Source organism: Boseongicola sp. (assembly GCA_014075275.1).
Taxonomy (GTDB): Bacteria; Pseudomonadota; Alphaproteobacteria; order Rhodobacterales; family Rhodobacteraceae.
The window spans coordinates 3,487,005-3,508,206 of record CP046179.1 but is presented as its reverse complement, the minus strand read 5'-3'; the positions used below and the strand labels follow the sequence as shown (position 1 = coordinate 3,508,206).

Here is a 21,202-nt window from a genome sequence, read left to right as displayed (position 1 = left end):
CATGAATAAGATACATCTCCTTGGCGTTCCGATGGAGGAAGGTGCCGGTCGTCGTGGCTGTGTTATGGGTCCAGCCGCCTATCGCACTGCCGGACTGGGTGATGAACTTTCAAACCTTGGGTACGAGGTGACGGACCTAGGCGATGCCCAACCCGCCTCGATCAGCGACATCCCGACCAAGCACAGTCATCTAAAATTACTGCCTCAGGTCGCGGGATGGACCCGTTCGCTTCATGCCGAGGCCTTCAGTCTGGCCAAGGCCAACGCCGTCCCCATTTACATGGGCGGCGATCACGCTCTTAGCCTTGGAACGGTAACCGGCCATGTCGCGGCCGCGGCGGAAATGGGCCGTCCCCAGTATGTCCTTTGGCTGGACGCTCACGCCGATTTTAACACGCCAAGCAGTTCGCCAAGCGGAAACATCCATGGGATGCCATTGGCCTACGCCTGCGGGTCATCAGAATTTCCCGATTTATTGGGCAAGCCTTTGCCAGCCACGCTTGATCCAAACAACCTCTGTATAATCGGTTTGCGTTCGGTTGATGGAAAAGAACGCGAGATGCTTCAGGGATCTCGCGCAAGAGCTTACGATATGCGTGCGATTGATGAATCTGGTATCGCCCGCCTTCTAAACCCTTTTCTTGATGATATCCGAGAGAACAATGGGCTGCTCCATGTAAGTCTTGATGTCGATTTCATCGAACCCGATATTGCCCCGGCCGTCGGCACGACTGTTCCAGGTGGCGCTACTTTCCGTGAAGCGCACCTGATTATGGAGATGCTACATGACAGTGGGCTTCTCACATCCCTGGATCTGGTTGAGCTTAACCCGTTTCTTGACGAGCGCGGGCGCACTGCACGGTTGATGGTTGATTTGACAGCCAGCCTCTTTGGCCGCCGGGTGCTTGACCGTTTCACCTCCAGCTACTGAGGAACGACTATGCCTCCGTTACCTTCCAAACTTGCTTATGTCCCCTTTGTCTCGGTCGAACACATGATGGCGCTTGTCCACCATCTCGGAATCGAGAATGTCCTGCGGGCCCTGGCCGATGAAATCGAAAGCGATTTTAGACGCTGGGAACAGTTCGACAAAACTCCACGTGTTGCCAGCCATTCAGATGTTGGTGTCATCGAGTTGATGCCTACCTCGGATGGCGAGATGTACGGTTTTAAATACGTCAATGGTCATCCCAAGAATACCAAAGACGGGCTGCAAACAGTTACCGCTTTTGGATTGCTTGCAGACGTGGACACAGGATACCCGAAACTCCTATCTGAAATGACGCTACTAACTGCCCTACGCACGGCCGCAACTTCTGCAATGGTCGCACGACATCTGGCTCCTAAAGATGCCAAGACAATGGCAATGATCGGCAATGGAGCACAGTCCGAGTTCCAATGTTTGGCCTTTAAGGCGATTTGCGGCATCGAAACCGTGCGGCTCTACGATGTAGAACCGGCAGCAACGGATAAGGCCGCACGAAATCTTTCGGGTCTGGGGTTGAATGTTGTGAGCTGCAGAACCGGAGAAGACAGCATGGAAGGTGCAGAAGTCATCACGACCTGCACTGCAGACAAACAAAATGCCACCATCTTGACGGACAACATGATTGGCGAAGGGGTTCATATTAATGCAATCGGTGGTGACTGCCCTGGTAAAACTGAACTGCACCGCGACATTCTTCTAAGATCGGATATTTTCGTGGAATATCCGGATCAGACTTGGGTGGTGGGTGAAATCCAACAACTTGATCGCACTCACCCGATTACTAAGATTTGGAAAGTCATTGCGGGTCACGCATCTGGGCGCAGTAACGATAAGCAGATAACGCTATTCGATAGCGTTGGTTTTGCCATCGAAGACTTCTCTGCCTTGCGCTATATCCACAGCGCCATTCAAGATACCGAGTTCTTTATCCACCTCGACATGCTTGCCGACCCAGATGATCCGCGCGACCTTTTCGGCATGTTGCAACGTTCAGATGGAGAATAGCCACAATCGTTAGGCGGCTTGTCCGTCGTCAGGTTTACTGGAACGAATGCAGACCTGAACTGAGTGAGTGTTTTGGTAGCGGAGGAGGGACTTGAACCCCCGACACGCGGATTATGATTCCGCTGCTCTAACCACCTGAGCTACTCCGCCAAAAGCGAGGGCTGCGTAAAACGATTGGCCTATCCCGTCAAGACCTCAAACGCCTGTCCTTCTCAATTCGTTTGAACAACTTCCCTTCCCCGCCGCTTTCTGAAAATCTGGCTCCGATGAGTATCAAGACGAAAATGACAGATCCCCAGGTCCTGCCGCTCGGACCCGATGGCATCCTCGTGCGTTTCGGCGAAGCTCTCAGCGACAGCGCAAACCGCGCGGCACTGGCTTTTCGGGGCGCGGTCGAAGCGCGCGCGATCAATGGCGTATGCGAACTGGCCTCTTCACTCACGTCGGTCATGATCCGCTTTCAGCCCGACAGCTTGACCCGAAAAGCCCTATCCGGACATCTGCGTGATCTTCTTGACCAGCAGGACTGGACAAAGGCCCCCCTGCCAAGGGGACGCAAGCTCTGGACCCTGCCCGTTGTCTTTGGCGGTTCTCACGGCCCTGAACTGGATGAAACAGCCGCGCTGGCCAACATCTCACCTGATCAAGCCATCGACCAGATTTGTGCCGCCCAAACCCGTGTCCTCGCTCTGGGGTTCGCGCCCGGCCAACCCTATCTTGGCCTTTTGGACGATCATTGGAACATTCCCCGGCGCGCCGATGTCACCGCCCAGGTCCCGCAAGGGGCCATCGTCGTCGCGGTCCGTCAGATCATCCCCTTCGCCAACGCCGCCCCGACTGGTTGGCGACAAATCGGGCAAACACCGTTCAAATGCTTCGACGCAGTCCGCGAAAATCCAATCGCCTTCACGGCTGGCGACGAAGTCACATTCACCCCGATCAAGGCAAGCGCCTTCGACACCCTTGCCCAAAGCCCCGACGGCCTCGGCGGCGCAACCTTCACACCACTGCCATGACCGTCCGCTTAGATATTCTCGAAGCCGGTCCCGGGCTTTCATTGCAAGACCAGGGTCGCCCTGGCCACATCGGCATTGGTCTTTCCCCCGGCGGAGCGGCCGACCGTGATGCACTTCTTCACGGTCAAACCCTGCTGCAAAACCCACCCGAGGCCCCTGCCCTCGAAATGGCAGGTTTCGGAGGTAAATTCCGTGCCCTATCCACCACCCGCATCGCCCTCACCGGCGCGACCATGCGCGCAACTCTGAACAGCGAAGCGATTGAACCAAACACTACCTTTGCCATCCACCCCGGCGATACCCTCCAGATCGGCGCTGCAATCAGTGGTGTCTTTGGTTACCTCCACATCGCAGGCGGTTTTACAGCACAAGAAGCGCTCGGCGGACGCGGGTATCATGGCATTGCGGGCTTGGGCGCGCTCTGCCAAGCTGGCGACATACTAACAGCCCCGGATGATCCAACCCCCGACGCCCCGCGCCAGCGCCTAACCCTTCCAAAACCCAAAAACGATGCAATCCGCATCATGAACGGCCCGCAAACCGCTCTGTTTCCAGAAGAAACCCGCAGGCGCTTCGAAGAGACCATCTTCACCCGCAGCCCCCGTGGCAACCGTCAGGGCGTGCGCCTTGACCAAACCAGAGAGCCGTTTTCAACCGGCGGCCAACTCACGCTTACGTCCGACTTCATCGCAGCGGGCGATATCCAGATGACCGGCGATGGCACGCCCTACGTGCTGATGGCCGACTGCCAGACCATGGGTGGCTACCCCCGCATTGGAACTGTCCTACCCGCCGACCTGCCCCGCATCGCCCAGGCCCAACCCGGCACAAAGCTGACCTTTCGCTTTGTTTCGCTCGAACAGGCCGAAGCCGCCTGGCAATCTGACGACGCACGACGCGCCGCATTCGCCAAAGCATGCACCCCCCTAATCCGTGACCCGCACGAGATGGGCGATCTTCTCAGCTATGAATTGATATCGCGTCCCGTCGAAGACTAACTGCGCTCCAGAACCCGGCCCAGAAACTCCCGCGTCCGGGCGTGTTTCGGCTCGGAAAACAAAACCTCTGGCGGTCCCTCTTCAAGGATGACGCCTTTTTCCAGAAAACAAACCTTATCCGCCAACTCGCGCGCAAATCCCATCTCATGGGTCGCCAGAACCATGGTCATCCCCTCGCTACGCAACTGGCGCAAAACGTCCAACACCTCGCCCACCAATTCAGGGTCCAAAGCCGAAGTGATCTCATCAAACAACATGATCTCGGGCTTCATCGCCAAAGCCCGCACAATCGCCACCCGTTGCTGCTGCCCGCCCGACAATTGATCCGGGTAATGCCCCATCCGATCCGCCAGTCCGAAACGCTCGAACAACGACGTCACCTCTGGCAGCAACTCATCGCGGGTTTTCCCGCGAATACGGCGCGGTGCCAGCATCACGTTTTCCACGGCCGTCATATGGGGAAACAGGTTAAAGCTCTGAAACACAATTCCGATCCGCTGGCGTATAGGCTGCGGGTCCAATCCGGGCTCCGAAATGTCCTGACCGTCCAGCAGAATGATGCCGTCATCCACCGGCTCAAGCAGGTTCATGCACCTCAAAAGCGTCGACTTTCCCGACCCGGAAGCTCCGATCAGGCAGACCATCTGCCCATTCCCAATGGTCAGATCAATGCCCCGGCAAACCGCATTGTCACCGAAACTCTTGGTGACCCCCTGCAATTCCAGAACCGCCATCAGCTTCGCGCACGTCGTTGTTTTTGCATCAGATAATCCGCATAGCGCGTCGCCGGTATGGTCAGCGCCAAAAAGATCAGTGCAGCCCCGACATAGGGCGTGAAATTCGCCATCAGCGATTTATAGACCCCCGCCTGACGAAAGATCTCCACTGGCCCGATGAAACTCAGCAACGCCACATCCTTTTGCAGCGCAATGAACAGGTTCATATTCGCCGGCACCACGCGACGCACCGCTTGCGGCAGGATCACAAACCGCATGGCATCCGCATGGCTCAACCCTAAAGACGCCGCCGCTGACCGCTGGCTTTGATGGATGCTCTCAATCCCCGAACGGAACACCTCGGCCACATAGGCCGCGTAGGTCAAGACCAGCGCCACGGTCCCCCAGATATAGGGCGAGTTCCAGGGCCTCGGCAGCCCCAGCCCCGGCACGCCGAACCCGATCAGATAGATCACCAGAATGACCGGCACGCCGCGAAAGATATCGGTGTAAAGAATGCCGAACAAGCGCAATGGATACAAAGCAGGCGACTGCGCATCCCGACACAGCGCCACGGCCAGCCCAAGAATGAAGATCAACGGCGCAGACCAGGCAAAAATCGCGACATCCAGCAGGAAGGCATTCAGCAGCCCCGGAAAGGTCTTGGCGAAAACCTCGGCATTGAAGAAGCTTTTCTTCACGCCCTCCCACCCCGGCGCCAATGGCACCAGCACGACTATCGCCAGCAAAACCGCAAGGGTCGAACCCGCCGCGATCATGTTCGAGCGTCGCCGAACCGCAGCCTCGTATATCTGTCGTCGGGTTGGTCCCGAAGGCGCAGCGCCCTGCCCCGCGCCCCCGGATGTCACATCGGCCATTTACTCGATGACCGGCACACCTGTGGTCTCAGACAGCCACTGAGCTTCAATCGCCGCCAGCGTGCCGTTTGCGGTTAGTTCCGCCAAAGCCTCGTCCACGCAAGCCTTCAAAGGGTTGCCCTCTTCCATCAGCATCCCGAATTGATCCGGGTTTTCGCTCCGTTCCGGCGGAAACTGCCCCAGAACAACCCCGTCATCCATCAAGACCGCCGCCGTAAACAAAGCCGTCGGCAAATCCATCAAGGCCGCATCAATCTGATTGGCCTTCATCGCCTCCACCACATCAGCATTGTCACCATAAAGAAGCGGGTCCTTCATCGGCTGCACAATCTCGTTCAGCATTGGCACAGCGGTAGTCGAGGCATGTGCCCCCCAAGCCAATGCCTTCAAAGACGCCAAATTCGCCTCCGCCCCGCCATCCACAACCGGCTGGCGCGTTACAACTGCCATAGCAGCCGAGTAATAAGGCGTCGAAAAGTCAACAATCTCATCACGTTCCGCTGTGATCGAATATTGCTGCATATTGAAATCAAAGTCCTTGGCACCGGGCTGGATCGCCTGATCAAACGAAGACCGAACCCAGTTCACCTGCCCGTCTTCAAACCCCATGGCATTGGCCACCGCATAGGCCACCGCCGCCTCGAACCCTTGCTTGGATTCCGGCGCATCATCAATCACCCAAGGAAAATAAGCCGGGTTACCGGTCGCCACGGTTAACACGCCATCGTCCAAAGTCTTGCCAGCTGCACAATGCCCACCGGCCATAGCCGCCGTCGCGCTCATGGCCATCACAAAGGCCGTCGTTGTCATCAGTTTCATGGTTCTCTCCCCAAATAAGCTGCCAAAGAGAATGCCCCACCACAGCGAATTGTCCACCCCCACAAACAAATATCCGCCGACATCGCAAGCCAGCCGCCAAACTGCACTTCTTCTGATCGAAAATACTCTGGGGGTCCGGGGGTGAAAACCCCGGCGGATCGCTTCCCGAAGGGAAGGGAAACTACTCCCGCGCCCGCAAAACCTGCGCAGGCCGCGCTGCCAGCGCGCTCCAGGCAAACGCCAACCCTGACAAAGTGGTCGCCAACACACCGCCCACGACGATCATCAGCGCCGACACGGGCTCAAAGGCAAACTCCACGCCCATCACAAAGCGCATCACGCCCCAGCCCACCAGCCACAATCGCCACCAATCCGGCAGCCGCGCCCAAGATCGCCGACCGCAAAGCAAAACTCGCCAAGATCGTCGCACGGGTCGCGCCCAGCGTCTTCAAGACCGCCGCTTCATAGGTGCGCGCGCGAACCCCGGCCGCCGCCGCGCCGATTAACACGATCCCTCCGGTCACCAATGTCGCCAAAGCCCCGTAAGTAATCGCCGCCGCAATCCCCGCCAGAACCCCGCTCACCCGATCAATGGCATCACGCACCCGGATCGCGGTCACATTGGGATAGGCATTCGAGATCTCGCGCAAGATCGCCCCTTCCTCATCTTCATCCGCATAAACCGTCGCGATATGCGTATGCGGAGCCCCCTGCAAAGCGCCCAGCTTCAGCCCCATCTCCAGCGCCTCTTCGGTCGCGAAACTCACCAACGGTGGCCCGGCATAATCGTGTGGCCACCATTCCCCATGGGTCACCACCGCCTCATCCGGTTTCTCAGCCGAATAAGTCACGCCACGATCCCCCTGCAAAACCCAGTGATCGCCCCCGACCTCTGCCGCAGGTCGTCCATTAATCTCGGTGATAATCCCGCGCAGCATCGGGGCCGTTTGCACATCCGCCACCGCCCCATTCACGTCCAACCGCTTCCGAAACTCGTCCAACTGCCCCGGCTGAATATCCAACATAAAAAACGACGGTGCCACATCCGGTAAATCCCGCGCAATCGCCCCGCGCAGGTTCGCATCAATCTGCCCGACTGCCGCCAATACCGTCAGCCCAAGACCCAGCGACAAAATAACCGACGAAGCCTCGCCCCCCGGTCCACCAACCGAGCCCATGGCCAGCCGCAAAGCGCTCCGCCCTCGCATCAGCACTGTCACCGCCAGCCGCCACGCAATCCCGCGCACGCCCCATGCGACCAAGACCAACACAACAAATGCACCGCCAAGGCCCAGCGCCGCCCAGACCGTCAGGCTCACCAACCCCGAAAACGTGGCCGCCAACATCACCAGTGCTGTCAGCAACATCAACGTCAGACCAATCCACCGCGCACGGGGCAACTCCCGTCCCCCGCCAGCGCTATCTCGAAATAAGGTCGCCGCCCGCACCTGTTCCGTCCGCGCCAAGGGCCAGATGGTGAACACCAAAGCCGCCAGTGCGCCATACAAAGCCGCCTCGCCCAAGGGCCGCAAATGCAATCCAAACTCTGCTGGCACCGGCAATTGCGCCTCGATCAAGGGCGCAAACAACAGCGGCACCACAGCCCCTAGCCCAACGCCCAGCGCAATACTCAACACGGTCAACACGCCGATTTGCAAGAAGTAGGTCAGGAAGATCACCCGCGCCTCGGCTCCCAATGTCTTCAGCGCCGCGATCACCTCGGTCTTCTCGTCCAGATACGCCCGCACCGCCGCCGAAACGCCAACGCCGCCCACAGCCAGCCCCGCCAGCCCGACCAACACCAGGAATGACCCCAACCGGTCCACAAACTCCGATATCCCCGGCGCGCCATTCCGGCGATCGCGCCACCGCGCACCAGTTATCGCGGCCTCAGCCCCCGCCGCCAGCACATCCAAGTCCGCGCCATCTGCCAGCTTCAGCTTGTATTCGGTTTCAAACAATGTCCCCGGCTGGATCAGCCCACTTTCGGCCAAGGCCTCGGTCCGAACAAGAGTCCGTGGCCCCAAGGCAAAACCACCCGTCGCCGAGTCCGGTTCCCGCAACAATGCCGCCCGCAACTCAAACGCCTGCGCGCCCATCTGAAACTGTTCGCCAACGACGATACCCAACCGAGCGATCAGCACCGGGTCCATCACCGCTCCGGGCACGCCATCCTGTACAGACAGAGCATTATCCAACGCCATCTCAGGCTCCAACGACACCGCGCCATACAAGGGATAGGCATCATCGACACCCTTCACTTGCGTCAACCCACGCTCTGCCCCCTCGCCCGCGCCAAACACCGCCATCGACCGGAAATCGACAATCTCGGAAACTTCCATAGCAACTTCATCGATCCAGATACGCTCTTCAGCTTCGGCAAACCGATAGGTCAGTTCCAGCGCCGCATCGCCCCCCAGGATCACCGCACCTTCGCGGTCCAGCCCGGCCCGGATGCTCTCGCGCACCGTGCCCACAGCAGCAATCGCTGCCACACCCAGTGCCAGACAGGCAAGAAACACACGAAAGCCTTTCAGCCCACCACGCAGCTCGCGCCGCGCAATCCGCGATGCAATCGCAAAGCTCATTCAGCCGCCTCTGCGCCAGCTTCCAAGTCCAATGCGCCATCCACCAGCCGGATCACCCGGTCACAGCGCTCGGCCAACTCGGGCGCATGGGTGACCAAAACCAACGTTGATCCATGCCGGTCGCGCAGCCCAAACAGCAAATCCATGATCGCTTGACCCGTCGCGCCGTCCAGATTGCCCGTCGGCTCATCCGCCAATAGAATATCCGGCCTCGGTGCCGCCGCACGGGCCAGGGCCACCCGTTGTTGCTCGCCGCCCGACATTTGCGCCGGATAGTGATCCACCCGGTCCGCAAGTCCCACAGCTTCTAACTCTGCCCGGGCACGCTCAAACGCATCGCGCACACCCGCCAATTCCAGCGGGGTCGCCACATTCTCCAATGCCGTCATTGTCGGGATCAGGTGGAAAGATTGAAACACCACTCCCATATGTCCCCTGCGAAAGCGCGCCAGCGCGTCTTCGCCCAGAACAGACATATCATGCCCAAGCGCATTGACCTCGCCACCTGTGGCGCGTTCCAATCCGCCCATGAGCATTAGGAGTGATGACTTGCCCGATCCAGAAGGCCCCACCAGCCCAACCGTTTCACCACGGGAAATATCCAGGCTGATGCCTTTCAAAATATCGACACGGCCCGCATTGCCGTCCAGAGTCAATTCAGCGTCTTTCAGGGACAGAATGGTATCGGTCATGAAATCGGGTCCTGAGGCATTGGTCTTAGGGGCATATGGGGTGATACGCGCCATACGCAACGCCGGATTGATGATTATTGTCAGCACCGGGCTGGCTTCCGCGGAACCCGTGACCGTCGCGGCCCTAGGCGACAGCCTCACCCAAGGCTTCGGTCTGCCCTCAAATGACGGCTTCGTACCGCAGCTTCAGCGCTGGCTGGCGGATCAAGGGTCAGACGCCCAACTGATCAATGCTGGCGTCTCCGGCGACACCACCGCTGGCGGCCTCAGCCGCATCGAATGGACTCTGACCCCCGTCGTCGATGCACTCATCGTCGCCCTTGGCGGCAACGACCTTTTGCGCGGCATGGACCCCGCCGCCAGCCGCACCAATCTCGACGGCATACTGAAAATCGCAGCCCAGCGCGATCTGCCTGTCCTACTCGTCGGCATGGTCGCACCGTCCAACTACGGCGTCGATTACAAGCAGGCCTTCGATGCCATGTATCCAGACCTCGCCGCACAGTATGACACCGCTCATTACCCCAACTTCCTGAAGGCCCTCGCTGATCTCGAAGATCGCGCCACCGCCCTGCAACTCTACATGCAAGCCGACGCCATTCACCCCAACGCCGCAGGAGTCACCTTGATAGTAGCCGACATAGGCCCTGCCGTTCTGGCCCTTACTCAAGACGCCACCAACTGACCCCTTGCCAAGCCCGCGAATTTCGCGATCACTCAAAGGCAAGCAATCAGGGGCACCACATGACACTCACCGTCGATCTGAATTCCGACATGGGCGAAGGCTTTGGCCCTTGGCCCATGGGTGACGACGAAAGCCTTTTGAAAATAGTCACCTCCGCCAACATTGCCTGCGGGTTTCACGCGGGCGACGCTGACACCATGTCGAAAACTATGGCCCTCGCCGTCGAAAACAACGTCGGCATCGGCGCGCACCCCGGCTTTGACGACCTCCAAGGGTTCGGACGCCGCCAGATGGAAGTGCCCCACGCAACCCTCGCCAACCAAATCCGATATCAGGTCGGAGCTGCCCAGGCCATGGCCCGCAGCGTCGGCGGTGAAGTGCGCCACCTAAAACTCCACGGCGCACTCTCGAATATGGCCTGCACCGACGAAGCCATGGCCCGCGCCTGTTACGAGGCAGCCCTGGACGTCGCGCCCGACATCATCATCATGGGCCTCGCCGCCACCGCCATGGAAACCGTTGCCCGCGATCTGAAATGCAAATGGGCGGGCGAAATATTCGCCGACCGCGCCTATAACGCCGACGGGACCTTGGTCGACCGCCGCCAACCCGGCGCGATGATCCACGACCCAGCCGAGGCCGCCCGCAATATGATTGAGATGGTAAAAGCCGGTGCCATCATAACCGGCACAGGCGAACGTCTGGAAACTCGCATCGACACGATCTGCGTACATGGAGACAGCGCCGCAGCGCTCACTTTGTCCAAATCTGTCAGGGAAGGATTAGAAAGCGCCGGTGTCACGCTACATGCGTTCACCGGCGCTCCTCTGAGTTGATCAGGCGGCAGCAACCAGATCGGTTGTAACGCCATTCGCCATCATCTGGGACCATCCGGCATCCAACGGCGACAAAGCCGAAAGGATCGACAGAATACGCTGACTTGGCAAACCTGTGAAGGTTGCGAAATTCAGCTCGTCCTCAAGCGAATTCAATTCATCATCGCTCAGATTTTCCAACATGTTCTCTAAAGAAGTCTTGTTCATCGTCTCATTCGATGACGTCAAAACTTCAAAGTCCATGTCTTCACTACAGAAATCAAACATTTGTGCACCTCACTTTACCACGCACTCTGTGTGTAAAAATAAATCTAATGCAGCATAAGGGATATTCCAAGGACTAGATGTGGCAATACCTCGGCATTTGGAAAACAGAGTGTTCACCCCTTTGAACAACGAAACATGCAAATTTCACTAAATCTGACCAGTCCTGCCCCATTTTGGCCCGGATCGGCAGCCATAAAGATGGTGTTACGAGTTGTTCCAAGTGTGAGTAAAGTAAATGACCAAAGAAATTTCCGATGCCGCTATCAAGGCACGCCCATTCACCAAATATGCCTACTTCATCCTGTCCAGCGGCCTGTACTGCAGCTACGCGGCATGGAAGTCCAAAGGCGAACCCAACCCATTCCTGAAAGAAAAAGCCGAACCCCGCTTTACCAATCGCGGCGAGATCGACGCTCTTTTGCATTCCCGCGCTTATACCCGTCTCTGCTAACCTCAAAACCTTTACCACGCTTTGCCTAGCAGAAACAAAAAAAGGCCGTCCTATTTGGACGGCCTTTTTCTACAACTATGGCGGGAAACTATTCGTCGTCCAGCGCCTCAACAGCTTTTTCCAGATCGTCTTTTGACACATCCTTGTCAGTGACATTCACCTGCTCAAAAACGTGATCGACAACTTTGTCTTCAAAGATCGGCGCCTGAATTTGCTGACGCATCTGTGGGTTCTGCTGAACGAACTCAAAGAACTGACGTTCCTGTCCCGGATACTGACGTGCCTGTGTCATGACCGCCTGAGTCATCTCGGCGTCCGACACTTCAACTTCGGCCTTCTGACCAATCTCCGCCAACAGCAGCCCCAGGCGAACACGGCGTTCAGCCAGCTTATTGTGCTCATCAGTCGGCTCGATGTTGTCGTGATCGTGGCCTTCAACGTCAGGGTTCTCGTCATGCCACAACTGATGGGCAATCTGACCGGCTTCGGCTTCCACCAGCGATGGCGGCAAATCAAACGACACGGCCTTATCCAGCGCGTCGAGCAGACCACGCTTCATGACCGCGCGAGCTGCGCCACCAAATTCTGATTCCAAACGCTCTGTTACCTGAGTTTTCAGCGCTTCCAGATCGTCCGCACCAAACTTCTTGGCCAGTTCGTCATCAATCTCGGCAGCCTTCGGCGCTTTCACACCCCTGACTGTCACATCAAAGACCGCAGGCTTACCAGACAGATCGGCATTGCCGTATTCTTCCGGGAAAGTCACTTCGACGGCTTTCTCGTCGCCAACCTTCAAACCGACCAACTGCTCTTCAAAACCGGGGATAAACTGACCCGATCCCAGAACCAGTGGGAAATCTTCCGCCGCGCCACCTTCAAAGGCTTCACCGTCAACCTTGCCCAGGAAGTCGATCACAACCTGATCGCCGTCCTTGGCTTTCGAGCCCTTCTTGCGGTCGTCGAAGTTCTGGGCGTTCTCGGCCAGGTTCTTCAATGCTTCATCGATCGAGGCATCGTCCGGCTTCACAACCAGTTTGTCCAATTTGATCTTGCCGAATTCCACATCCGGAATTTCCGGCAGGGCTTCGTAAGACATGGCAACTTCAACGTCGTCGCCTTCTTTCCAGTCCTCGTTGGTCATCTCGACCTTGGGCTGCATCGCAGGACGATCACCGGAATCTTCAAAGTGACGCGACATCGCACCATCGATGGTTTCCTGCATCGCTTCGCCCAGAATGCGCTGACCAAACTGCTTTTTCAGCAAAGCCATCGGAACCTTGCCCTTGCGGAAGCCCTTCATTTCGATGTCTGGGGCCGCTTCGGTCAGCTTCTCGTTCACTTTCTCGTCCAGCTCACCAGCCGATACAGTGATGTTATAGCCGCGCTTCAGCCCTTCGTTCAGGGTCTCGGTGACCTGCATGTCGTTCCTCATTTCACAAAGCCAGACCCGTCCGCTGACGGGCCTAAAAATCAGCGGCCCTTCTAGGCACCAAAGGCGCAGGTTGCAAGTCGAAAGGACCGGGATCGCTGTGTTTTGAAACGAGTCCGCAAAGGCCTTAGAAATCGCACCGGGTCCGGCGGACCAGTCCAGAGGCCATGGCTGGTCCAAAACCCAGACACCGGACCCAATGCACAGGCACCTTAGCGCGAACTTTTAGGGTGTTGCGTGATCGGGCCAATGACCGTGCGCCGGGGTCGCAACCCCGGCCACAGCATACAGAACCGCCGTCGACATGTTTGGCGCTTCGGCCCGGCTATGCCAGGCAGACACAATGATCGACCGAAAGCTCCTACCGATTGGCGATGATGCCGCCGGCTTCCTGATACACGATGGTGCCATCCGTCCAGATTTGCGTCCCGCCATCCCCGATAAGGTCAAGGTTCCGCGCGTCGATGCCCTCGACCACGATGACGCCAACCATCTCTTCGGCAGTATCCCCAGTCAACAGCACGTCATAGGTTCCGGTCTCAAACGCCGTCGGCGCGCCACCCGCATCAACATAATTACCAATCGATCCCGAGGCCCATCCGTTTTCGTCTCTCACTCCGGGGCCCACGACAAAGACCAAGTCAGGCAACCCTGCGCCAGCAACCGGCTCCACGTCATCGTCAATAGAGAGATTAGTTTCGCTAGAAATAACACGCCGGTCGCTAATGGTTCCGGTGATGGCCCCACCATTCGCGAAAGTTCCAAAATCCACGACCAAAGCCACGTCACCCTCAACGAAATCGAGTCAGATGCCGCGTCATAGGTAATCGACACGGCATAGCCACCGCCATTCGCGTTTTTGGCCTCGTACACTTTTATCGCGTCAGATGCAGGGGCCGTCGGCGCGCCGCCCCAACGATGCCTGTACCACTTCCTCCGCCGCATGCGCTTAAGCCAACCGTAGCCAACGCCAAAACAGAAAATGCTTCATTTCATCCCCTAGGTTCCGTCAGTTGACCAACACTGGAGCCAAGGTTCTTTTAAGGATCGACAATCACCTTCGGTTTGGCACACGGCCGGAGTCGTTTTGAAAACCATGCTCATGCGAACGGCACATGAAAAACGGGAAGTCTGGACGCGATTGAAGACGACATCCGGGCAGGACGCAAAATCACCATAGACCGACGACGCCGAGTGTTGCGTGGTTGCGCAAGTCGTCGCACGCGTAGTTAAGAACACCCTACCGATGCGTTCGGGTCCACCGACGTAATACCGACACGATACAGACAGCAGCGATTTCCACCCAAACACCTCGATTAACCAATGTTATAAGGCCGTGACCGCTAGAAAACTATGTTCAGCATCGTCAATGAAACAACCAGGAACAAAATGGTCATGATCCCTCCGCTCTTGACGAAATCCATCACCTTATAGCCCGCCGGCCCCATGATCAGCGCATTCACCTGATGCGTTGGAATGATGAAGGAATTCGATGTCGAGATCGCCACCGTCAAGGCGAAAACAGCTGGATTTGCCCCTGCCGCTATGGCAATCGAAACCGCCAAAGGCACCAACAGTACCGTCGCGCCCACGTTCGACATCACAAGCGAGAAAACCGTCGCCAGAATGGCAACCCCTACCTGCAAAGACCAGATCGGCCAGCCATCAAGGATGAGCAAAATCTGATGGGCAATCCACTCTGCCGTCCCAGTGTTTTGCACGGCTTGACCCAATGGAATAAGGCTCGCGAGTAAAAATACGGTGTTCCAGCCGACGGCGCGATACGCCTCGTCAATGCTTAGAACTCGAGTCAAAAGCATGCCCACTGCACCAGTCAAAAGACACAACGACAACCGAACATCCGAAAACAAAATCAACGACAGCGAGATGGCGAAAAACAGCAACGCCCAACCAACTTTGTGCGGTCGCAACTCTTCCTCGGGAAAGTCTGTCGTCACCACGATGAAATCCCGATCGCGTTTGATCCGCGTCAAGTTATCCCACCGCGTATGCGCCACCAGCATGTCGCCCGCGTGAAACGGGACCAACCCAATCTGAGTTGGCTCATGCACCTCGGTTTCCACGTGGCTCAAGGTTTCTTCACCACGATGGATCGCCAGCAAACTCAAGCCGTAGGTCTTTCTTAGCAACAATTCCCGCGGACACTTCCCAATCAGACTTGAGTCCGGCGGAATAACCAACTCCGCAATCCCCGCATTGGTCTGCGCAAAGTCCTCGACAAAGATGTCGAGTTCGGGCCGCACATGCAGTCCGAATTTTTCTGCAAAGGAGCGAACAACCCACTCTTGCCCTATGATCGCCAAACGGCACGGGGCAGCAATCTCTGCTGTAAGTATCTGAATCATTGACGACTTACCCCTATAGTAAGTCGAAATGATGTAGATGTGATGCTCATTATTGATATCGGCCAGTATCTTGCCAACCAGCGGGCTGTTCGCGGGCACATCCACTTCGAAGACATTGGCGTGAAGGCCATAAATCCTTTCAAGATATTCTGCAGTGCCATGGCTGGACGACACATCAATCGGCGCCGAAGACTTGGGCAAAACCCAGCGTCCAAGGAACAGGAAGTAAAGAATGCCAGTAATGATCAAAGCCGCACCAATCGGTGTCACCGAGAACAAACCAAAGTGTTCCATTTGCTGATCAGCAGGCAACGTCTGGTTGGCGGTATCGATCAGATCATTCAATAAAATCAACGGCGATGACCCCACCATCGTCATCGTGCCACCAAGAATTGCACAAAAGCCATAGGCATCAGCAACCGGCTGATCGGAATGCCAGAACGCACCGAAATCCGGCTGACCACCGGCAAGAACAACGCAGCCGCCCCAACGTTTTGCAGAAAGCTCAATATAAACCCAACGGTTCCTGAGACAATGGGCAACACTCGTGCCTCGGTCGTGCCGCCATGTTTCAGGATCGCCGAAGCGACCTTGTTCATAAGCCCGGTTCGATCAAGCCCCGCCCCCACGATCATCACCGCAATTATCGAAATCACAGCATTCGACGCAAAGCCATCAAACAGATGCGTGACATCCGCCAATCCATTGAGACCGGGCACATAACTCAGCAGGCCCACGCAGACCAAAACCAAAAGAGCTGCCAGGTCTATTCGGATGAGCTCAGATACAAACAAAAACACCGTGAAAGCCAAAAGCCCCATCACGACGCCCATCTCTGTGGTAAACGCCACTGCCTCCATCGAGCACAATCCCCCGTCCATTTTAAACACGGTGCGAGATCAGTGTCCCTCAGCGCACTGTTTTGCATCGCGCCGTGTGGTTCGGGCACTTTGAACCAGTTCGGGGCGGCTTGTCAGGTGCTAATTGATCTTCGGCGCAACATTGTTGCTTTTTACACCTCAGTTTTGGGCAATAACGTCCCAACGGCACTCTGTAACATTGAACATATCAATGCCCTGGCCGGTCTCTTCACCTAATTTAAATCAAGTGCCGTCAGACACATCGCATAAACAGCTACGAATTCATCTGTAGTTCGGCAAAGACACTGTTCCGGAAATTCAATGCTCAAGATTACAAGTCCGACAGAACGCGAGATCACGGAAATCAAGGCGGTCTTCCAAAGCGACTGGTACGGCAAAATCTATTCAAGACATCTTGCCGCTCTCAAGAAGCGGAATGAAACCAATTTTGATTTCTATATCCGTACCGGCGCTCGGCTTGGGCATGAACCCCATCCTGGATTCTCCGAATTACTTTATCGAAACCGGAATCCGGATATCTGGCAGGAAATCATGCGCGGATCTCTGGCATTTGGATTTGTGCATTGGCTTCGGGCAGGGCTTTTTGAAACCAGCCGGAAATACATTTCCGACGATGATATCGTCATTCAAAGGCGCATTGCCGCCAGCATTGATCTGAACGTCATCGAAAAGAAGCACCCCCAAGTTTACGAAACTGTCTGACGTCAGCGCCTATGGGTCCAATTAGGTTAATTTGATAAGAGAGAGTTGTTGGCTCATCGTAACCACTGAGGAGTGGGACATGAGACAGACAACTGGAACTCGCAGGAGCCCCGGCGAGAAGATCGTCAAAGAGATCAAACGGGCGACGCGCAAACAGTATTCGTCAGAAGAGAAGATCCGGATCGTGCTGGATGGCTTGCGTGGCGAAGACAGCATTGCTGAGTTGTGCCGTCGTGAGGGAATATCTCAAGGTATCTACTACAAATGGTCCAAGGACTTCATGGAAGCTGGCAAACGGCGGCTTGCTGGAGATACGGCGCGTGCGGCTACGACCGACGAAGTCAAGGACCTGCGCCGCGAAGCCCGAGACCTGAAGGAGGTCGTTGCCGAGCAAACACTGGAACTGCGTCTTCTCAAAAAAAGCATGACCGGCGGTGGGGGCGACCAAGAATGAGGTATGCTGCATCTGAGAAGTTGGAGATCATCCGGCTTGTTGAGGGGTCGCATTTGTCTGCTCGTCGAACATTGGCAAAGCTGGGCATCCCCCGCACCACATTTTACCGTTGGTATGATCGGTATCGGCAGCGCGGCGACGCTGGCCTTGTGGATCAAGCGCCTAAGCCCAGACATGTCTGGAACCGCATCCCCGACGAAGTCCGGCGCAAGGTCGTCAAGCTGGCGCTGCAGGAGACGGAGCTGTCGCCGCGCGAACTGGCAGTGACGTTCACGGATCGGGAGCGCTACTTCGTCTCGGAATCTTCAGTCTATCGGGCCCTGAAGGCCCACGATCTGATCACCAGCCCGGCCTTTATCGTGCTCAAGGCGGCAAACGAGTTCAAAGACAAGACCACTGCGATCAACCAGCTTTGGCAAACCGACTTCACCTATCTCAAAGTGCTTGGCTGGGGCTGGTTCTATCTCAGCACAATCCTGGACGACTACAGCCGCTACATCATCTCGTGGAAACTCTGCACGAACATGCGGGCAGAGGACGTGACGGACACCCTGGATTTGGCGCTACAAGCATCAGGGTGCGATCAGGTTCACGTCATCCACAAACCCCGCCTCCTCAGCGACAACGGGTCCAGTTACGTCTCTGGCGATCTGGCTGAATGGCTGCAGGACAAAGGCATGAAGCATTCTCGGGGCGCACCATATCATCCCCAGACACAGGGCAAGATCGAGAGGTGGCATCAAACCCTGAAGAACCGCATCCTATTGGAGAACTACTTCCTTCCGGGAGACCTCGAAACCCAGATCGAAGCCTTCGTCGATCACTACAATCACAAGCGCTACCACGAGAGCCTGAACAACGTCACACCCGCCGACGTCTACTTCGGGCGTGACAAAGCCATTCTAAGACAACGGGAAAGGATCAAACGAAAGACGCTCGAAGCGCGGCGCTTGCATCACAGACAGCGCGCCGCATAATAACATCAACCAGACGAGCCAAACTCTTTACTTGTTTAAGCAACTCTTGGTTCCCAAAACCCTGACGACGGACATTACCACACCTTCCTTCGGCCGAGGCCATTCTGTTGCGGATGCAGGATCTGACAGCCGAGTCCATATCTCAGGCGGAACAACTCCGCCTTGTTTCCCGCCATGGGGTGGGGTTCGACGCCGTTGATGTCGATGCTTTGTCAGCGCGGGGTATTCCTTTGAGTGTCGTTGGAGATGTGAATGCCCAAACAGTGGCAGAACACGCAATGATGCTGCTCTTATCTGCAAGTCACCGCGTCAATTCGTACGACAAAGCTGCCAGACCCGGCGGCAACTGGGATTATCGAAATAGCCTGTGTGCAAGGGAGATTTCGGGAAAAACTCTGTTAATTGTCGGTTTTGGTAGAATTGGAAGACTGTTGGCACGGATGGTTCGAGGATTTGACGTAAATGTCCTGGCGTTCGATCCCTTCCTAGATCCAAATGAAGCTCTACCGGTGGGCGTGACCAGAGTTGACGACTTGCATTCTGGACTTGGACAAGCGGACATGGTGTCGTTGCATATGCCGAAACTTGATGATCGCCCTGTATTGGCAGCTCGGGAACTGGCACTTCTGCCTTCACATGCCGTTGTCGTGAATACTGCCCGCGGCGGATTGGTTGACGAGGTCGCCCTTTCCGAAGCCCTGGCCAACGGTAAACTGCACTCTGCCGGTCTTGACGTATTCGAAGCCGAACCGCCCTCGCCTGAATTGGACCTCTTGAAATCTGACAAAGTCGTTTTGACACCGCACATCGCCAGCATGACTTCGGAATGCGCCGAACGGATGGCCGTAAAAGCGGCGCAAAATATCCTGGATGTGTTTTCAGGCAATCTTGATCCGGCCTTGGTCATAAACTCGAAAGAGATTGGATTATTGGATAGCCGGGCCTGAAATCTCGCATTTGTATAGCGCGACAAAAATCGGCTTTCGAAATTAATCAGCCTTGCGGGTCTGGCGTTCCTGACAGCCTGAGGTAATCATTGGCCCAGCGGCTTGCCCGCTGCGAAAAGACAAAATTGAAAGCGAAATACCATGTCAGGAATAATGAGCTTTGACGACTTAAAGTCCAAAGTTGCCTCAGGAGCTATCGATACCGTGCTGGTCTGCTTGGTGGACATGCAAGGGCGACTTTTGGGCAAGCGATTTCATGCAGTCAATTTTGTCGAAACTTCCTTCAAGGAAACCCACTGCTGCAATTATTTGCTGGCTACTGACCTAGAGATGGCAACGCCAGAAGGTTACGCGGCCTCAAGTTGGGAAGGCCGCTACGGCGACTACATCATGGCCCCTGACCTGACGACAATCCGTCCGGTTCCGTGGCTGGAAGACACAGCAATGGTGTTGTGCGACGTGCTGGATCATCACAATCACAAAGCGGTAACGCATTCACCGCGTGCCATCTTGAAGAAACAAATCGCCCGACTGGAAGCCCTTGGGTTCGACGCCATGATGGCAACAGAGCTGGAGTTTTTTCTGTTCGAGAAAAGTTTTGACGACATACGCCGCGACAAGTTCCGCGACCTCGCACCGATCAGCGGCTACAACGAAGATTATCACATTCTTCAGACCACCAAGGAAGAAGCCGTGATGAGGCCAATCCGAAATCACTTGTATGCTGCTGGATTGCCTATTGAAAATACCAAAGGCGAAGCAGAATCCGGGCAAGAAGAGCTGAATATTCGGTATGCTGCGGCTTTGGATTGCGCCGACCATCATACGATCGCCAAGAACGCCATCAAGGAAATCGCCTGGCAGCACGGGCATGCCGCAACGTTCCTTCCTAAATGGGATCACGACCGTGTTGGTAGTTCGTCACACGTTCATCAGTCTCTTTGGAAAGATGGCGAGCCGGCCTTTTTCGACCCGGATTCTGACCTGGGCATGTCCGAAACGATGAAGCACTACATGGCTGGGCTTATTGCCTATGCTCCTGATTACACATTCTTTCTTGCGCCGTATATCAACAGCTATAAACGTTTTGCCAAAGGCACATTCGCACCGACAAAAACGGTTTGGTCCGTCGACAATCGAACAGCCGGCTTCCGCCTTTGCGGCGATGGATCGAAAGGTATCCGGGTAGAATGCCGGATCGGCGGTTCAGACTTGAACCCTTATCTTGCGCAGGCTGCTATGTTGGCAGCTGGCATAAAGGGACTTGAATCCAAGATGGAACTTCCCGCCGCCACAACCGGTGACGTTTACGAAGATGCAAAGGCGGCCAACATTCCACAAACGCTTCGTGCAGCAACTGAAACTCTACGCAACTCAGCCTTCTTGCGTGAAGCGATGGGCGACGATGTGGTTGATCACTACACGCGCTGCGCAGAATGGGAACAGGAAGAATTTGATCGCGTCGTGACCGACTGGGAAGTTGCGCGCGGATTTGAAAGGGCGTGAC

General features: G+C 56.2%; 16 protein-coding genes, 1 tRNA gene and 3 pseudogenes. 10 read left to right on the top strand and 10 right to left on the bottom strand.

What is annotated here, in order from left to right; genetic code table 11:
• The first annotated feature begins 1 nt into the window (after position 1).
• Positions 2–1,993: pseudogene (rocF, locus tag GKR98_17525) on the top strand (arginase).
• 73 nt (positions 1,994–2,066) lie between these two features.
• Here rocF and GKR98_17520 read toward each other — a convergent pair.
• Positions 2,067–2,143 (bottom strand) — tRNA-Met (locus tag GKR98_17520).
• Between the two features lie 116 nt (positions 2,144–2,259).
• On the opposite strand from GKR98_17520, the gene GKR98_17515 reads away from it, so the two are divergent.
• A complete protein-coding gene (locus GKR98_17515) occupies positions 2,260–3,009 on the top strand; it encodes a carboxyltransferase domain-containing protein (GenBank protein QMU59816.1) in 750 nt (249 codons plus the stop codon).
• On the top strand, positions 3,006–4,007 hold the full coding sequence (locus tag GKR98_17510; protein ID QMU59815.1) for an urea amidolyase: 1,002 nt from the start codon (positions 3,006–3,008) through the stop codon (positions 4,005–4,007). The genes GKR98_17515 and GKR98_17510 overlap by 4 nt, the downstream gene beginning before the upstream one ends.
• Here GKR98_17510 and GKR98_17505 read toward each other — a convergent pair.
• From GKR98_17505 to GKR98_17485, 5 genes and pseudogenes are all read right to left on the bottom strand, one after another.
• Positions 4,004–4,741, bottom strand: coding sequence for an ATP-binding cassette domain-containing protein (locus GKR98_17505; GenBank protein ID QMU59814.1), 738 nt, complete (start codon positions 4,739–4,741; stop codon positions 4,004–4,006). The genes GKR98_17510 and GKR98_17505 overlap by 4 nt on opposite strands.
• On the bottom strand, positions 4,741–5,601 hold the full coding sequence (locus GKR98_17500) for an ABC transporter permease subunit (protein QMU59813.1): 861 nt from the start codon (positions 5,599–5,601) through the stop codon (positions 4,741–4,743). Before GKR98_17500 ends, GKR98_17505 begins: the two co-directional genes overlap by 1 nt.
• Positions 5,602–6,420, bottom strand: a complete 819-nt coding sequence (locus tag GKR98_17495; protein ID QMU59812.1) for a transporter substrate-binding domain-containing protein — start codon at positions 6,418–6,420, stop codon at positions 5,602–5,604.
• A gap of 181 nt (positions 6,421–6,601) precedes the next feature.
• Positions 6,602–9,008: pseudogene (locus GKR98_17490) on the bottom strand (FtsX-like permease family protein).
• Entirely contained in the window at positions 9,005–9,700 is a 696-nt protein-coding gene (locus GKR98_17485) for an ATP-binding cassette domain-containing protein (protein QMU59811.1), read from the bottom strand. The pseudogene GKR98_17490 and the gene GKR98_17485 overlap by 4 nt, the downstream one beginning before the upstream one ends.
• 40 nt (positions 9,701–9,740) lie before the next feature.
• Between GKR98_17485 and GKR98_17480 the strand changes: the two genes are divergently transcribed.
• Positions 9,741–10,385 carry an arylesterase gene (locus GKR98_17480; GenBank protein ID QMU60159.1) on the top strand — a complete coding sequence of 215 codons (645 nt, stop codon included), beginning with the start codon at positions 9,741–9,743 and terminating at the stop codon, positions 10,383–10,385.
• A gap of 59 nt (positions 10,386–10,444) precedes the next feature.
• Positions 10,445–11,221 carry a 5-oxoprolinase subunit PxpA gene (gene pxpA / locus GKR98_17475; GenBank protein ID QMU59810.1) on the top strand — a complete coding sequence of 259 codons (777 nt, stop codon included), beginning with the start codon at positions 10,445–10,447 and terminating at the stop codon, positions 11,219–11,221.
• On the opposite strand, the gene GKR98_17470 is transcribed toward pxpA, so the two are convergent.
• On the bottom strand, positions 11,222–11,488 hold the full coding sequence (locus GKR98_17470) for a hypothetical protein (protein ID QMU59809.1): 267 nt from the start codon (positions 11,486–11,488) through the stop codon (positions 11,222–11,224).
• 235 nt (positions 11,489–11,723) lie between these two features.
• Between GKR98_17470 and GKR98_17465 the strand changes: the two genes are divergently transcribed.
• Positions 11,724–11,939: a hypothetical protein gene (locus tag GKR98_17465; GenBank protein ID QMU59808.1), complete on the top strand. Its 216-nt coding sequence runs from the start codon at positions 11,724–11,726 to the stop codon at positions 11,937–11,939.
• Between the two features lie 88 nt (positions 11,940–12,027).
• On the opposite strand, the gene GKR98_17460 is transcribed toward GKR98_17465, so the two are convergent.
• The 3 genes and pseudogenes from GKR98_17460 to GKR98_17450 form a co-directional block, all read right to left on the bottom strand.
• Positions 12,028–13,359, bottom strand: a complete 1,332-nt coding sequence (locus GKR98_17460) for a trigger factor (protein QMU59807.1) — start codon at positions 13,357–13,359, stop codon at positions 12,028–12,030.
• A 370-nt stretch (positions 13,360–13,729) separates the two neighbouring features.
• Positions 13,730–14,152 carry a hypothetical protein gene (locus tag GKR98_17455; GenBank protein ID QMU59806.1) on the bottom strand — a complete coding sequence of 141 codons (423 nt, stop codon included), beginning with the start codon at positions 14,150–14,152 and terminating at the stop codon, positions 13,730–13,732.
• Positions 14,153–14,711: 559 nt separating this feature from the next.
• Positions 14,712–16,594, bottom strand: a pseudogene (locus GKR98_17450) (SLC13 family permease).
• Positions 16,595–16,915: 321 nt separating this feature from the next.
• On the opposite strand from GKR98_17450, the gene GKR98_17445 reads away from it, so the two are divergent.
• The 4 genes from GKR98_17445 to GKR98_17430 all read left to right on the top strand — a co-directional run bounded on the left by GKR98_17445 (position 16,916) and on the right by GKR98_17430 (position 21,201).
• Positions 16,916–17,317, top strand: a complete 402-nt coding sequence (locus GKR98_17445; GenBank protein ID QMU59805.1) for a hypothetical protein — start codon at positions 16,916–16,918, stop codon at positions 17,315–17,317.
• A 79-nt stretch (positions 17,318–17,396) separates the two neighbouring features.
• Positions 17,397–18,748 (top strand): IS3 family transposase gene (locus GKR98_17440; GenBank protein QMU59804.1). Its coding sequence is split into 2 segments (ribosomal slippage): positions 17,397–17,732 and positions 17,735–18,748, totalling 1,350 coding nucleotides; the frame shifts between segments, so codons are not numbered across the junction.
• 113 nt (positions 18,749–18,861) lie between these two features.
• Positions 18,862–19,695, top strand: a complete 834-nt coding sequence (locus GKR98_17435) for a 3-phosphoglycerate dehydrogenase (protein ID QMU59803.1) — start codon at positions 18,862–18,864, stop codon at positions 19,693–19,695.
• A 141-nt stretch (positions 19,696–19,836) separates the two neighbouring features.
• Positions 19,837–21,201 carry a glutamine synthetase gene (locus GKR98_17430; GenBank protein QMU59802.1) on the top strand — a complete coding sequence of 455 codons (1,365 nt, stop codon included), beginning with the start codon at positions 19,837–19,839 and terminating at the stop codon, positions 21,199–21,201.
• The last annotated feature ends 1 nt before the right edge of the window (position 21,202 follow it).